The 14,210-nt window shown below is 61.5% G+C and carries 13 protein-coding genes; 9 read left to right on the top strand and 4 right to left on the bottom strand.

Annotated features, from left to right (window positions below):
- Window positions 1–195: 195 nt before the first annotated feature.
- Together lysS and HL657_RS00540 are read left to right on the top strand one after the other, a co-directional pair.
- Complete coding sequence (gene lysS, locus HL657_RS00535) at window positions 196–1,722, top strand: lysine--tRNA ligase (RefSeq protein WP_317294911.1); 1,527 nt, start codon at window positions 196–198, stop codon at window positions 1,720–1,722.
- Window positions 1,723–1,741: 19 nt separating this feature from the next.
- Window positions 1,742–1,936 (top strand): YwbE family protein, encoded by a 195-nt coding sequence (locus HL657_RS00540; RefSeq protein ID WP_317294912.1) that lies wholly within the window; start codon window positions 1,742–1,744, stop codon window positions 1,934–1,936.
- Window positions 1,937–1,938: 2 nt separating this feature from the next.
- Here the strand turns inward: HL657_RS00540 and HL657_RS00545 are convergent, their stop codons facing one another.
- The 3 genes from HL657_RS00545 to HL657_RS00555 all read right to left on the bottom strand — a co-directional run bounded on the left by HL657_RS00545 (window position 1,939) and on the right by HL657_RS00555 (window position 6,993).
- Window positions 1,939–3,819, bottom strand: coding sequence for a HAMP domain-containing sensor histidine kinase (locus tag HL657_RS00545; RefSeq protein ID WP_317294913.1), 1,881 nt, complete (start codon window positions 3,817–3,819; stop codon window positions 1,939–1,941).
- A 534-nt stretch (window positions 3,820–4,353) separates the two neighbouring features.
- Window positions 4,354–6,021, bottom strand: coding sequence for a thermosome subunit alpha (gene thsA, locus HL657_RS00550; protein ID WP_317294914.1), 1,668 nt, complete (start codon window positions 6,019–6,021; stop codon window positions 4,354–4,356).
- Between the two features lie 57 nt (window positions 6,022–6,078).
- Complete coding sequence (locus HL657_RS00555; RefSeq protein WP_317294915.1) at window positions 6,079–6,993, bottom strand: transcriptional regulator; 915 nt, start codon at window positions 6,991–6,993, stop codon at window positions 6,079–6,081.
- A gap of 47 nt (window positions 6,994–7,040) precedes the next feature.
- On the opposite strand from HL657_RS00555, the gene HL657_RS00560 reads away from it, so the two are divergent.
- The 5 genes from HL657_RS00560 (at window position 7,041) to HL657_RS00580 (ending at window position 11,731) form a co-directional block, all read left to right on the top strand.
- Window positions 7,041–8,315 (top strand): tRNA(Ile)(2)-agmatinylcytidine synthase, encoded by a 1,275-nt coding sequence (locus HL657_RS00560; protein ID WP_317294916.1) that lies wholly within the window; start codon window positions 7,041–7,043, stop codon window positions 8,313–8,315.
- A 487-nt stretch (window positions 8,316–8,802) separates the two neighbouring features.
- Entirely contained in the window at window positions 8,803–9,738 is a 936-nt protein-coding gene (locus tag HL657_RS00565) for a deoxyhypusine synthase (RefSeq protein WP_317294917.1), read from the top strand.
- Complete coding sequence (gene pyrF / locus HL657_RS00570) at window positions 9,735–10,370, top strand: orotidine-5'-phosphate decarboxylase (RefSeq protein ID WP_317294918.1); 636 nt, start codon at window positions 9,735–9,737, stop codon at window positions 10,368–10,370. Before HL657_RS00565 ends, pyrF begins: the two co-directional genes overlap by 4 nt.
- Before the next feature lie 117 nt (window positions 10,371–10,487).
- A complete protein-coding gene (nrdD, locus tag HL657_RS00575) occupies window positions 10,488–10,850 on the top strand; it encodes an anaerobic ribonucleoside-triphosphate reductase (RefSeq protein WP_317294919.1) in 363 nt (120 codons plus the stop codon).
- Complete coding sequence (locus tag HL657_RS00580; protein ID WP_317294920.1) at window positions 10,847–11,731, top strand: adenosylcobinamide amidohydrolase; 885 nt, start codon at window positions 10,847–10,849, stop codon at window positions 11,729–11,731. The genes nrdD and HL657_RS00580 overlap by 4 nt, the downstream gene beginning before the upstream one ends.
- 7 nt (window positions 11,732–11,738) lie before the next feature.
- On the opposite strand, the gene HL657_RS00585 is transcribed toward HL657_RS00580, so the two are convergent.
- On the bottom strand, window positions 11,739–11,933 hold the full coding sequence (locus HL657_RS00585) for a DUF1858 domain-containing protein (protein ID WP_317294921.1): 195 nt from the start codon (window positions 11,931–11,933) through the stop codon (window positions 11,739–11,741).
- 329 nt (window positions 11,934–12,262) lie between these two features.
- Here HL657_RS00585 and HL657_RS00590 point away from each other — a divergent pair, with 329 nt between their 5' ends.
- Together HL657_RS00590 and HL657_RS00595 are read left to right on the top strand one after the other, a co-directional pair.
- On the top strand, window positions 12,263–13,537 hold the full coding sequence (locus tag HL657_RS00590) for a nucleotide-binding protein (protein WP_317294922.1): 1,275 nt from the start codon (window positions 12,263–12,265) through the stop codon (window positions 13,535–13,537).
- A complete protein-coding gene (locus HL657_RS00595) occupies window positions 13,534–14,100 on the top strand; it encodes an RPA family protein (protein ID WP_317294923.1) in 567 nt (188 codons plus the stop codon). Before HL657_RS00590 ends, HL657_RS00595 begins: the two co-directional genes overlap by 4 nt.
- The last annotated feature ends 110 nt before the right edge of the window (window positions 14,101–14,210 follow it).

Below are 14,210 nucleotides of genomic sequence, written 5' to 3' on the forward strand. Positions count from 1 at the left end.
CACGACGGATCGGCCTGCGAGGAGGGGGGAGGCGGACAGCCCTGCGGCCAGTCCGCTACTCAAAATTAATACCCCCGAAGGTGAACACTATATAGAATTTCCCGGCGAGCGTGCGGCCCGGCCTCACCGGAACAGCGCCGAACAGGGATTTCCGGCCAGGTCTCGAACTGCAGGATGAATGGAGCGATTTACACAATGAGCGATATGGAACATTTCTGTTTTGATACGGCAAAGATCGATAAAATACAGGAACTGCGCGAACGCGGGGTGACGATCTACCCCTACACCTTCGACCGCAGGGAGACCGTCACCGAAATCAAGGAGCGGTTCTCCGCAATCGAGCACGATAAGAGCGAGGAGGAGGTCAGCACCGCGGGGCGGGTCTACGTCGTCCGCCAGCACGGCAAGACGATCTTCGCCGATATCGGAGACTCCGGGGGCCGGATCCAGCTCTACCTCCGGAAAAACGACCTCGGCGAGGAGCAGTTCGAGCTTTTCAAGCAGTACGTCGATGCCGGCGACATCATCGGTGTCGTTGGCCACGTCTTCCGGACGAAGATGGGCGAGATCACCGTCTGGGTCGACCGGTTCGAACTCCTGACAAAATCGGTCTGCCCGCTTCCCGAGAAGTTCCACGGGCTCAAGAACGTCGAGACCCGTTACCGGCAGCGCTACCTCGACCTGATCATGAACGAGGAGAGCCGCGAGACCTTCCGGACGCGGAGCAGGATCATCTCCCTCCTGCGACAGTTCCTCTTCGAGCGGGACTACCTGGAGTTCGAGACGCCCACCCTGCAGCCGATCTACGGCGGCGCGAACGCCCGGCCGTTCACTACCCACCACAACGCCCTCGACCAGAAACTCTACCTCCGGATCGCGCCGGAACTCTACCTCAAGCGCCTGGTCGTCGGCGGGTTCGATAAGGTCTTCGAGATCGCGAAGAACTTCAGGAACGAGGATATCGACACCAACCACAACCCCGAGTTCACGATGGTGGAGGTCTACGAGGCCTACCGCGACTACAACGACATGATGGACCTCACCGAGGAGATTCTCGGGCATCTCGCGGAGAAGGTGCTCAGGACGACCGCCTGCTCGTTTGCCGGGCACGACCTGGACTTCTCCCGGCCCTGGCGCCGCCTCACCATGGAGGAGGCGGTGCGCGAGTACGCCGGGATCGATATCGGGGCCATGAGCCTCGAAGAACTCCGTGTGTTCGGCCTCAAACACTGCGTCGAGGGCTGCGAGAGCGCCACGACCCGGGGCGAGTACCTGGTGCTCTTCTTCGAGCACTTCGGCGAGAAGCACCTCATCCAGCCGACGTTCGTCTACGACTTCCCCATCGAGAACTCGCCGCTTGCAAAGAAGCACCGGGAGAAGGAAGGGTTCACGGAGCGGTTCGAGCTCTTCATCGCCGGGATGGAGATGGCGAACGGCTTCTCGGAGTTAAACGACCCCCTCGACCAGAAGGCCCGGCTCGAACTGCAGGACGCGAAGCGCCGGAAGGGCGATCTCGAGGCGCAGATGATCGACTACGACTTCATCAACGCGCTCGGCTACGGGATGCCCCCGACGGGCGGCGTGGGCATCGGGATCGACCGCCTGGTGATGCTCCTCACCGGCAAGGACTCGATCAAGGAGGTGCTCCTCTTCCCGCAGATGAAGACCGCTGTGCCCGGGCAGAACGGGGATGGAGCGGAAGAGGGCGGCGGGGAAGAGTGATCCCCCACAATTTTTTGTCATGAACGGACAGAACAGGGCCGCCATCAAACCCGGGATGACGGTGGACATCGTGCTCAAACGTGACCAGCGGACCGGCAAGCGCACCCGGGGCGTCGTTGCCGAGATCCTGACCAACTCGTCCTTCCACCCGCACGGCATCAAGGTCCGGCTCCGCGACGGGCAGGTCGGGCGGGTGCAGGAGATCATCGGATAACATCAGGCGGCCTTCCGGAGAGTGAACCGGATGGCCGTCCCCTCCTCCGGCCGACCCTCTACCCGGTCGTCCACCCAGATCCGGCCGCCGTAACGTTCGATAAGCATCCGGCAGATGTAGAGGCCAAGACCTCCACCGCTCTTTCTGCCGTCCCCACTGCCGAGGCGGGTAAACAGGCGTTGCTTCACCTCGTCGGCGATACCCGGCCCGGTATCCTCGACCGAGACGAGTACCTCCTCGCCACGCTCCTCGACACGGATAGTGACCTCGACCGCCGGCCCGCCGAACTTCGCCGCGTTGCCGATGAGGTTTGTGAAGATCTCGGAGATGAGATCATCGCCGATCACCCGTGCGGGCGTCCCCGTGTAGGTGACCCGCACATCAGGGTAGTGCTCGAGCTCCACCCGGATGACCGGGTCGAGAGCGACCGGCCGGAGAACGGCAGCCTCTTCCTGGATCTGCCTGATGGTAGTGACGTTCCTGATGATCTCGGTGCTCTTTTTGAGACTCTTCTGTAACTTCTCGGTGTAACTCCTCTGTTCCCCCACGAGCTCTTCCGTGAGAAGGGCCGTATAGAGGGTGGCGGTATTGATGGCGTTCTTGATATCGTGCGTCATGATGTCGAGGTAGAGGTTGGCCTTCTCGGTCGACTCCTGCAGTTCCGCCGTGCGCTCTTCGACCTGCTCTTCCAGGTGCCCGCTGTACTCCCGGATCGTCTCTTCCGAATCCCGGAGGCTTTTCATACCCGCTTTAAGGGTCGCTACCATTGTATTGATGCTCCGCTCGAGTTTCATGACCTCACGCGTTGCCGAGACCCGGATCGTATGGTCGAGATCCCCCTGCGCGATGACGTCGATGTCATCGATGATCTCCTTGATGGGGCGCGTGAGACGGCGGGCTACAAGGAAGATCATCCCGCCGCAGAGGACGATGGCGAGAACCGCAACGGCAGCACGGTAGGAGAGCATCCGGTCGAGCTGGCTCTGCACGAGCCCTGTATCGTAGGTCATCTCGACGACAACGCTCGGATCCGACGGGTAATCCGGGTCTTTCAGGTCGATGAAGAGGTAGCGGATCTGTTTTTCGTGCTCTGCATCCTCAACCTCGTAGTCAGTTCGGCCGGGGATGATCGTCCCGGTGATGAGCGCCTGTGTTCGCGCATCCGCGCGACCGTCCTCCTCCCCGACAGGGTTGCCGAAGATATCATAAACACGGATCGAATCGAGATAGGGGTTCAAGGAGACGAACTCCTGTGTGCTTTCCCGTGAACGTAACCGGTTCCGTTCTTCCACGAACGCGTCCGGCACGAGCCCGAGTTCAAGCAGGTAGCGGTGATCCGGCGTGGGCATATAGGCGTACTTCCGCACCTGTCCGGTTTCGGGCTCGTAAACCACGCGGTCGGGCGAGAAATCGTCTCCAAGGCGCATCCGCGTGATCTCGTCGTAGAAACCCGGGACATTCCTGAAATCGAGGCCCTGATCAGGGAGATAGGTGGTGTACTCGATGACGCCTGACGCGTTGATGACATAGAGATCCATCGAACTCCCGAGCCGTTCTTTGAGCGCTAACAGGTCCATCTTCGATGGGTCCCCACCCGCTCGTTCGTACTCCTGGAGAAAAAGCAAAAACCCGCTCAGCATTCTCTCGTTTAAGGAATCGTCAAAGAGTTTGAGGCCGGTATCCACGTCCACGATCGATTCCCTGACGCTCTTTTCGGTGACGCTTTGCAGGGTATCGAAGTCCGAGGCCATCCTCTCTTCTGCCAGCATGATGTCGTGGACCGAAAGGAGGGCGATGGCAGGGATAACGATGAGAAGGATGGCTATGATAAGAGTAGACGTAAACGGCCGGTCTTCTGGACCGGGTATGCGGTTGCTCTTCATAGGTCGTTATCATGCAGCGGACGGGGCACGCGATTGAACGGCCGGCGGATGCACGCCCGTCGTACCATCTGTACCGGATCGTGCTCACTCCAGAGAACAGGAGTTTTCATCTTGGCGGTCACTAATGGATGTCTCTCCACCTTAATCTTCGCGATCAGGGAGGGATCTCCGGGAGCGATGAGGCAGGGCGGACGAGGAGCTACGGGCGACCACCACATCTCAGGCGCCTTTCGGAGCGTAAACTGGATACATAAATTATGTGTTCTTCTTCGACATGAAAAAAGCCATGCAGGACAAACGTGATCCAAAAGATGGGGCGCCGCCTCCACCCTCCACGGGCACAGGGGACCTTCCCGCTCATGCCCCGCGGAGATACATTTCATCCGTTTGCTCTGGAAAAATCTGCAGGACATACTCTCCTGCAAACCCGCGTTGAGGAAAAGGAGTTACGCAGCGGTGGGCCCGGGGCAAAAAAAGGAGATTACCGGGGCCGGATCGCGGTCCCAGATCGTATCGTGGGGCGGTACGGTGATCTCACATCATCGGGGGCATGCCCATGCCGCCCATACCGCCGCCCATGCCGCCACCCATAGCAGCCATCTCCTCAGGAGAGGGGCCGGCGGACTTGGACGAGGCAATGACATCGTCGATCCGGAGGATCATGACGGCTGCCTCGGCGGCGCTTGCGATTGCCTGGGTCTTCACCCGCAGGGGCTCGACGACGCCGGTCTCGAGCATGTCGCCGGATACGGCGTTGAAGACGTCAAGGCCCATGTACGTTGCATTCTTGCCACCCTTCTCGTGGGAGGCGCGGAGAGCGACGAGCATGTCGATCGGGTCGAGGCCTGCGTTCTCGGCAAGCGTCCTCGGGATGATCTCGAGCGCATTTGCAAACGCCTCGATGGCGAGCTGGGCACGGCCGCCGACACTCGCGGCGTACTCACGAAGCCGGAGCGAGAGCTCGATCTCGGGCGCGCCGCCGCCGGCGACGAACTTCTTGTCCTCGACGGCAACGCTGACGACCCGGAGCGCGTCCTCGAGTGCACGGTCGAGTTCGTCGACGACGTGCTCGGTGCCGCCGCGGATGATGATCGAGACCGCCTTCGGGTTCTCGCACTCGGTGACGAAGATCATCTCTTCGCCGGAGACCTTCCTCTCCTCAACGCTGCCCGCCTTACCGAGTTCCTCGGGGGCGATGGCATCGATGGAGCTGACGACGGCCGCACCGGTGGCGCGGGCGAGTTTCTCCATGTCGCTCTTCTTGACGCGGCGCACGGAGAAGATACCGGCCTTGGCGAGATAGTGCTGGGCGATGTCGTCGATGCCCTTCTGGCAGAAGAGGACGTTTGCACCGCTCGCAACAATCTTGTCGACGATGCCCTTGATCATCCGCTCCTCTTCGTCGAGGAACATCTGAAGCTGGTCGGGGCTCGTGATACTGATCTCGGCGTCGACCTCGGTCTTCTTGAACTCGACGGCGGCGTTCAGGAGCAGGATCTTCGCGTCCTTGACGGCACGGGGCATTGCCGGGTGCACACGCTCCTTGTCGATGATCATGCCTTCGATGATCTCTGAGTCATCGGTGGACCCGCCGACCTTCTTCTCGACCTTCACAAACTCGGTGTCGACGTTGCCGTCGGCATCGGCGACCATCGTGATCGCCTTGACGACGAGCTCAGTGAGTTTCTCCTTTGCAGCCTCGGCGCCCTTGCCGGTCATGGCGGTGTCGGCAATCTTCCTGAGCATTGCCATGTCATCGGGCTTGACGTCGATGGCGATCTCGTCGAGGATGTCCTGTGCCTTATCGGCGGCCATGCGGTAGCCGTGGGCGATGACCGTGGGGTGCACATCCTGGTCGAGGAGATCCTCCGCACGCTTCAGGAGTTCGCCCGCGATCACCACTGCGGTCGTGGTGCCGTCGCCGACCTCGTCGTCCTGGGTCTTGGCGATCTCGACCATCATCTTCGCAGCCGGGTGCTCGATGTCCATCTCTTTCAAGATGGTCACACCGTCGTTCGTGATGACGACGTCGCCGATGGTGTCGACGAGCATCTTGTCCATGCCCTTGGGCCCAAGCGTCGTCCTTACAGCGCCTGCGACGGCCTTTGCGGCAGCGATGTTGCCTGACTGTGCGTCACGGCCACGGGTACGCTGGCTACCCTCTTTCAGAATAAAGATTGGTTGTCCTCCAAGACTTGACATAGGTATCACCGTTGTTAAGCGATAGAAAGGTAGGTTTGTGGTTCTATATAAAGTTATTCACTCATTTATCATATCTATCAGTTCCGAGCCGTCTTCGAGGGTGTGGAGATGCTCTTCGCCGATAAGGAGGGTTGTGCCGATTTTTTTCTGCTTTTTGTAATCCGTGACGACGCACATGGCAAACGTCTTCGTGATCTGGGATATGTTGCCAATGAGCGAAGCGCGCTTTACGACCTTCTGGGAGGTACCGTATGCCGTCAGGATTGTATGCTTGTCAAAGAGCGCCAGCGCCTGGAACGGGGCCTGCCGCATCGCGTGGATTTCCATCCCCATGCGTTCGAGATCGATGAGAATATCGCCGGTCTTAGATTCCAGAGACTTCTCGGGCTCCGGGGAGCGGTGGCCGATGAGCTCGATCGTCTCGACGAGCGGAGCGTTGAAGAGTTCCTCGAGTTTGATGGCGACATCGAGCGTGGTACCCATCCCGCTCTCATACTTGCTGATCGTCCGGCGGGAGACACCGAGGTGCGATGCGAGGTCCCCGAGTGACATCTGAGAGCGCTCACGCACCTCCCGCAGGAGGTCACCATTGATCTTCACGTAAAGGCCCCCGGGGGAGGCGTAGACCATCGGCGAGAGCCCCTCCACGAAGTAGTCGTAAAGTGTCTCGGGGCTGAGGGCAAAGAGCCCGTAGCGGATGTAGACGACGCCGCGCTCGAGATCTGCGTCGCGCGCCCGCTCCCCGACGATGAGAGGGGTTGCTTCCAGGTACCGGGCGATCAGGTTGAGGTCCCAGGCAATGTCGGCGCTCACGCTGTCGATGTGAGAAGCGACTTTAATGATGACGAGGCTGTCGCCTTTCTTCGCGATAAGGTCGAAACTCCGTGGACGGATGTTGCATCGCTCCGAGACATCGAAATTCGCCAGGAGCATGATGCTGATGACCATCTGAGGAAGGCGATCCTGCGACATAACCCGTAAGAATCGATATAGCCGGAGAATAATATAAACTATCGGGTATGTGGATCGGGATCGATGATACGGATTCTCCTGGCGGGATGTGCACCACCTATATCGGGGCGGTTCTGGTGCGGCGGCTCGTGCAGGCGGGGCTTCGCATCGTCGACGCCCGTCTGGTCCGGTTGAATCCGAACGTCATCCACAAGACCCGGGGGAACGCGGCGATCTCTATCGAGGCCGATGGCGATCCGGAGACGGCGTTCGCGCTCGCTACCGCGTGCGTGGAGGAACTCGCGCAGTTCGACGACAAAAAGACCAATCCGGGCGTGGCGGTCTCCGAAATCCATCCGCCGCTGGACTTTTACTACGCGGCGCTTCGGGACTACTGCACCGTGGACGAGGCCGTCGGGGTGCTTGAGGCAGTGGGGGCCCGTTACCGGGGCTACAAGAACCGGCGCGGGCTCATCGGCGCAACAGCGGCGATTTCAAGCGTTTTTCCCAACCAGACCTACGAGTTGCTCGCCTACCGGAAGCGGGAGATGTGGGGCACCCCCCGGCAGGTGGATACAGCGAGTCTCTTTCGCGCCGAGGAAGTGACCTACCCCCACACCTGGGACACGGTCGACCGGGAGAACGGCGTGGTGGTCGGGGTACCTCATACGCCCGACCCCGTCCTCTTCGGCATCCGGGGGGAGAGCCCGGCGTGGGTGAAGGAGGCGCGTTCATACGTGCGCTCGGAGGAGCCTGCCTGCGAGCAGGTCTACACCACCAACCAGGGAACCGACGCTCACCTGGTGCCGGGATCGGTCGCGACGCTCCGGGAGGGGCGGTCGTACCTGGTGCGGGGCACGGTCGCACAGGCCGCGGCCACCGGGCCCGGCGGCCACGTCTCGTTTCTCCTGAAAGATTGCGGCGTCGATCTCCGCTGTATGGCCTACGAGCCGACCAAGGGGTTCCGGGCCATCGTGAGGGCGCTCGTCCCGGGCGACGTGGTGGCCACGGCCGGGAGTTACAAAGGAGGGAGCCTGAACCTTGAGAAACTCGGGGTCGCCCGCCTCGCTGACGTGGTCCGGATCCGCCCACCGGTCTGCCCGGGCTGCGCAAAGCGGATGACGAGCGCCGGGACGGGAAAGGGCTACAAGTGCCGGGTCTGTGGGGCTCGCAGCCGCGAGCCCGAGGTCAAGGTGCTGGAGCGCCGGATCCAGCCCGGGTGGTACGAGGTGCCCCCTACTGCTCGCCGGCATCTTGCGCGCCCGCTGGTGCGCGGTGTCCCGGCGTGGGAAGAGGTCGTGCTTCAATCCAGCCAGGGATGTGATGCACCCCCTATCACGTAAACCAAATGAACTTTACAAAAAAAGATTTATAACGTTTGGGTGTTAACTTATCCCCTGGTGATCCCGTGCCGACTATCTGCGGCGAAAGTATGCGTGCCCTGACCCCTCCGTCCGCGACGGTGCCACCCTGGCAGACGGGGTTTTACGGCAGGCTGTACGAGTTCGCGGCCGAGTATGCACGGAACGAAGACGAAGGCAGCCTTCTGGATGCCTTTCCGTTTCCGGCCCGAAAGTCCACTCTCTAAAGAGATGGTCCGGGTATACCGGACTCCGACACGGTGGGACGAGTGGGATCATCCCGTGTCGAATAACCAATCATCCCCTGTCTGGCAGCGGGGACCCGACCGCCGGGCCCCGCAACATTATGGCATTTTTTAACAGAGCACCCCTTTCGCCCGGCGGGCACTCCCCGGCAGCCTCACGAAAAGACGATCCCTTATCGTGCATGAATGCCAATACCTCGTACAGAAGCTGGTGTAACGGTATCATGACCTTCAAGTACGGGGACGCGGTTCAGCAGGCACGGGTGCACCCCAGGATGACGGTCGGCGAACTCGTCGACGAACTCGGGAAAGCCGGAGCCTACAACGGGGGATCGCTGTGGCAGGCGGTCAACATCTACGAGCGGATGCTCCGCGACGAGAAAGCACTGAAGTTCTTCGGCCTCTCGGGCGCGATGGTGCCCGGCGGGATGGGGGGGATCGTCGCCGACCTCATCAAGAGAGGGCATATCGACGTGCTCGTCTCAACGGGGGCGAACCTCACCCACGACGTCATCGAGGCGATCGGCTGCCACCACTACCATGGGGCCTCCGACGTCTCCGATGCCGAACTCTGCGAGGAGGGGGTCAACCGGATCTACGACATCTTCCTCCCGAACGAGGCGTTCATCCGGTTCGAGGAGTTCCTGCAGGATGTCTACTCATCCCTCCCCGAAGGCTCGACGGTCTCGATCTCCGATCTTCTTGACCGGATCGGCAGCCAGCTTGACTCGGGGATCCTCTCCGCGGCGGCAAAGGCCGGGGTGCCGATCTATTGCCCGGCCATCCAGGACTCGATGATCGGGCTGCAGTACTGGCTCTTTTCCCAGACGCACAACGTCACGGTCAGCGCGTTCGACGATATGCCCGGGCTCCTTGACCGGTGCTTTGAGGCCGAACGGGCCGGCACCATCCTCGTCGGCGGCGGCGTCCCGAAGAACTACATCCTGCAGAGCAAACTGATGACCGAGACCGGGTTTGACTACGCGGTGCAGCTCACCGGCGACCGGCCGGACCTCGGCGGCCTCTCGGGGGCGACGCTCGACGAGGCCCGGTCGTGGGGCAAACTCACCGGAGAAGCCACCGCCGCGACGGTCTACGGCGACGCGACCATCAACCTGCCGCTCCTCGTTGCGGCAACCCTTGAGAGGCTGGAGGGATGACCGAACTTGTCCTCTCTCTGGACGTGCTCGACCGGAAACAGGCGGTGAGCGTCGCGGAGTCCTGCGCGCCCTTCATCGACGCGCTCAAGATCGGCTACCCCCTGGTCCTCTCGACAGGCCTCTCGATCGTCGAGGATCTCGCCGATCTCGCCCTCCCGCTCATCGCCGACTTCAAGGTCGCGGACATCCCGAACACCAATCGCCTCATCTGCGAGGCGGTCTTCTCCGCCGGGTTCGACGCCGTGATCGCCCACGGGTTCGTGGGACCCGATGCCGCAAGAACCTGCGTCGAAGTGGCGCACAACCACAGCGGGGCGGCGTACATCGTCGCCGAGATGAGCCATCCGGGGGCGACCGAGTTCTTCCACGGCGGCGTGGCCGAAAGCATTGCGGAACTTGCCGTCACCTGCCGGGCCGACGGCATCATCGCTCCAGCCACCCGTCCGGAGCGGATCAGCCGGCTCCGGGAGATCGTCGGCAGCAAGGCGATCTACTCCCCAGGCGTGGGGGCGCAGGGCGGCGACCTCGATACAGTGGCCCGGCTGGTCGACGGGGTCATCGTGGGAAGGAGCATTTATGAGGCGGAAAACCCGGCGGCCGAAGCCGAGCGCTTCTCCCGCATCCGCCGGTGATGAGTTCTCCGTTCCGATCCCCATCGAGGGAGATGACGAACCCTATGAGTGTTCTGAGGCGGATGCGGCACATCCCGCATCTAAAGGGATATATATTCCCCTGCAGATATTGGTATCATGAACTGGAGCCCCGAACAACTTAAACTGGCGGAGAAATACCGGAGTCTCGACGAAATCCCCGTAAGTGAGCGGCGGTACAAGTGCCACACCTGCCACTTCGTCGTTGACGAGACCCCCTGTCCCCACTGCGGCGAAGCGTCGCTCGAGCTCATGTGCCCGCTCGACCATTGTGACTGTCACCACGAAATCGTCGAGAGCATCGAGTACTGCCCGCTCTGCGGCAAGGCCGTCTGTCCCGAGTGCGGGAGCCACGATGTCATGCAGATCAGCAGGGTCACCGGATACCTCCAGGACGTTGCGGGCTGGAACGCGGGCAAACAGCAAGAACTGAAAGACCGAACCCGTTATTCCGTCGTATGAGATATTTTGTCAGGAACGATACTCTTTTTCTTCGCGGCCGGTTCAGGGCAGCGAGCACCGGGGTTCACGGCGGTATCACCGACGTCACGACCGTCTTGAATCACACGGTGCCCCATGACTTCGTGGGCGATCCGGTGCGCCACCTCGAACTTCTTGCCGCCCGGCACGGGATCTTCCGGGACTACTTCGGCCTTATGACCGCCGTTCGGATGCGCCACCTCTGCGTGCTCCAGTACGACTTCGTCACGGTCTTCATCACCGCCGGGGTGACGAACCCGACAGCGTCCCCCACCGCCCCGCACACCATCAACATCATCGTCTACAGCCGGGAGGGGATGGTTGATTCGGCGCTCCTTGAAACGATCGTCACCGTAACGGGGGCGAAGGCCCAGGCGCTTCACGACCTCGGCTACGACTTCCCGGGGACCACCACCGATGCGGTCGCCGTCGCCTGCGACCGCGACGCAAAACCTGCACACACCTATGCGGGAACCCTGACCGAAGTCGGCAGCAGGGTTCACGCGGCTGTCCTCCGTGGCCTCCCGGAGGCCCTCGCGCGGCAGCAGGGCAAGGTCATGCGGAGCGAGCCGTCGTTCTTCATCTACAGCCGCTACGGTGGGGACCACTGGGTGGAGTGGCAGAAGGAGAACTGCCCCTACTACCCCTGCCACTTCCCGGGGCAGCGCTGCGACTACTGCTACTGCCCCTGCTACCCCTGTGCCGACGAGGAGCTCGGCGAATGGGTTGAGAGTTCTAACGGCAGCAGAATCTGGGGGTGTGCCGGCTGTACGCTCCTGCACGTCCCGGAGATTGCAGATTATATGAAAAGAAATCCGGAGACCGCTCTCACCGAGCTCAAACGCCTCCGGGACCAATTATAATCGTGTCTTAAGCCTCGGCAACGCCGAGAGCAGAGAGCATCTCTTCGAGGGGGATGCCGTGCACCTGGGCGGCTTCCCGGATCGTCTCGTTGTTTGCGATGGCGCAGCCAAGGCAACCCATACCGAACCGGAAGAGTACCTGTGCCGATTCGGGCTTCTCCCGAAGGAGTTCCGCGATTGTACTGTCCGCAGTCAATGCCATGCAGCTGATGTTGTCCTTGCCCCTATATATACATTTAAGGATCGGGTGCAGGGATGCACTGATTCGGCCGCCGGCCCTAAAACGACGTGTCCGCCAGCTTCTGCGGGTGCAGGCAACCCGGCCGGACCGATAGAATCCCCCGGCGAGGAAACATCTTCCTGTCGGCGGGGCATATACGCAGCAGGATGGCCGATACAGGCCCCAGATGCCGCGTTTTTTGCAGGCCGGGCCCACCGGAAGGCGTTCACAGGGGAACCCGTGATCACTTTCACATCGCGGGCCGAGTCTTAATACCCTGATGAGGTGAAGTACAGACTGGAGATGTAAGTATGAACCTATCAGAGGTAACAGAGAGAATCTCCCGGAAACTTGAAGCAAAAGGCGCACAGCCCGATCGGCAGAAGATCGAATCACGCCTCCGCCGTCTCGCCGAGGAGTTCGGCGTCAACATCGACGAGGCCGAACGCACGGTGACGGCCGATCTCGCCCGCGAGTATAACGTCACCGGTGTCGGGAACACCTCCACCGAGCTCCGCACGATACACGAGATCGTTCCCGGCGAGTGGGTGACGATCGAGGGAAAGATCGTTGCTCTGACCCCGCCCGTCTCGCCCTCGATCGCGCAGACAGGGATCATCGCCGACTCGAGCGGCGCCATCCGTTTTGTTGCCTGGGCCCGGGGAAACCCCCCTGCGATGGAATACGGCCACTGGTACCGCATCGAGTCCGCGGTCGTCGACGAGTACAAAGGCGCACCGAACCTGAAGATCCACTCGGGCACCACCATCTCCCGGATGGAGAATGATACCCCGCTCCTTCCCTCGATCACGCCTATCGCCGAGCTGAAGCCCGGTGTCGGAAGCGTGCGGGCCAAGTTCATCCAGGAATGGGAAGCCTCCCACGACCGGATGCTCCAGACGGGGCTCCTCGGCGACGAGACCGGCACCATCAAGTTCGTTATCTGGAAGGAAGACGGAGCCGGCTCCTCCGGAACCGGCCCGGCGGCTCCAGAGGAGACGCGGGGTAAAGATCGGCTGGAACTTGATGCCGTCTACAACATCTTCTACGCCACCGTCGACGAGTACAACGGCAGGCTCTCCCTCGCCCTGAACACCGCGATGTACATCACCGACGAGGGTGATATTGAGGTCGGGCGAACCGAGACCGAGATCCGGGGAGCTCTCGTCCACGTCGCTCCGGGCTCGGGCCTGATCAAGCGCTGCCCGGTCGAAGGCTGCAACCGGACACTCTCCCGGCAGAACTACTGCCCGGTGCACGAGATCCAGCCCGAGTTCCGCTATGACCTCCGCATAAAAGCGGTCCTTGACGACGGCATACGTGCCAGGAACGTCCTGATGCAGCGCGAGATCGTCGAACCCCTCGCCGGGATCACCCTTGATGAGGCAGTTGGGATCGCCGAGACGAACCCGCTTGGCATGGATGAGATATTCTATCGTATCAGGAACACGGTGCTCGGACGCTACTACACCTGCAGCGGGAACGAGTTCGGCGGCAGGCTGCTCGTCAACTCCTGCACCCCGATCACATTTGAGCCCACGGAACTGGCTGCGTTGCTGAACCGCGCCGGGGGTGAGCCGGCATGAAGCCCCAGAGCGCGTTCGAGCGTGAACCGGCACGAAGGGTCTTTGCATCCGAGCTCCGCGAGACCCGCTACCAGTTCAAGGACGGCGAGGACGAGAAGAGCCCGACCTACGTCATCCTCCCGAGCGGGATCCGGAGCAACCGGATCTTCATCGTCGGAACCCTCACGGAGAAGCAGCGGCAGGGCGACCAGAACATCTTCTACCGCGGAAGGGTGGTCGACCCGACGGGCACCTTCTTCATCATGGCGGGTTCCTATCAGCCCGAGGCGATGCAGCAGCTCGCCCGGATAGAACCGCCGGCGTTCGTCGCCGTCGTCGGCAAGCCGAACCTCTACACGACCCAGGACGGGAACTGCCTGGTCTCGGTTCGCGTGGAGTCGATCGCGGTCGTGGACCGCGAGACCCGCGACCTCTGGGTGCTGGATACCGCCCGCGAGACCCTGGACCGGCTGGATGCGTTCGGCACCACCGACGACTCCCGGAAGGCCCAGGAAGAGTACGGGACCCAGCCCGATGTCTACAAAAAGATCGTCTACGACGCTCTTTCCCAGGTGCAGCTGTAGACCGGGATTCTGTCCCCACAAGAACTTTTTTTGCACGAATTCACAATGAACTGCCGGATCTGCTTGCATGCAGATTTGCTCTCAGTTAATCTTGCGAATCAAAAATAATG

The sequence above is a fragment of the Methanoculleus nereidis genome, from assembly GCF_032944295.1.
Classification (GTDB): domain Archaea; phylum Halobacteriota; class Methanomicrobia; order Methanomicrobiales; family Methanoculleaceae; genus Methanoculleus; species Methanoculleus nereidis.

Bases quoted from the DNA above. Each gene is read 5' to 3' on its own strand.
- lysS (WP_317294911.1), top strand. From the start codon at position 196: ATGAGCGATATGGAACATTTCTGTTTTGATACGGCAAAGATCGATAAA.
- HL657_RS00540 (WP_317294912.1), top strand. From the start codon at position 1,742: ATGAACGGACAGAACAGGGCCGCCATCAAACCCGGGATGACGGTGGAC.
- HL657_RS00545 (WP_317294913.1), bottom strand. From the start codon at position 3,819: ATGAAGAGCAACCGCATACCCGGTCCAGAAGACCGGCCGTTTACGTCT.
- thsA (WP_317294914.1), bottom strand. From the start codon at position 6,021: ATGTCAAGTCTTGGAGGACAACCAATCTTTATTCTGAAAGAGGGTAGC.
- HL657_RS00555 (WP_317294915.1), bottom strand. From the start codon at position 6,993: ATGTCGCAGGATCGCCTTCCTCAGATGGTCATCAGCATCATGCTCCTG.
- HL657_RS00560 (WP_317294916.1), top strand. From the start codon at position 7,041: ATGTGGATCGGGATCGATGATACGGATTCTCCTGGCGGGATGTGCACC.
- HL657_RS00565 (WP_317294917.1), top strand. From the start codon at position 8,803: ATGACCTTCAAGTACGGGGACGCGGTTCAGCAGGCACGGGTGCACCCC.
- pyrF (WP_317294918.1), top strand. From the start codon at position 9,735: ATGACCGAACTTGTCCTCTCTCTGGACGTGCTCGACCGGAAACAGGCG.
- nrdD (WP_317294919.1), top strand. From the start codon at position 10,488: ATGAACTGGAGCCCCGAACAACTTAAACTGGCGGAGAAATACCGGAGT.
- HL657_RS00580 (WP_317294920.1), top strand. From the start codon at position 10,847: ATGAGATATTTTGTCAGGAACGATACTCTTTTTCTTCGCGGCCGGTTC.
- HL657_RS00585 (WP_317294921.1), bottom strand. From the start codon at position 11,933: ATGGCATTGACTGCGGACAGTACAATCGCGGAACTCCTTCGGGAGAAG.
- HL657_RS00590 (WP_317294922.1), top strand. From the start codon at position 12,263: ATGAACCTATCAGAGGTAACAGAGAGAATCTCCCGGAAACTTGAAGCA.
- HL657_RS00595 (WP_317294923.1), top strand. From the start codon at position 13,534: ATGAAGCCCCAGAGCGCGTTCGAGCGTGAACCGGCACGAAGGGTCTTT.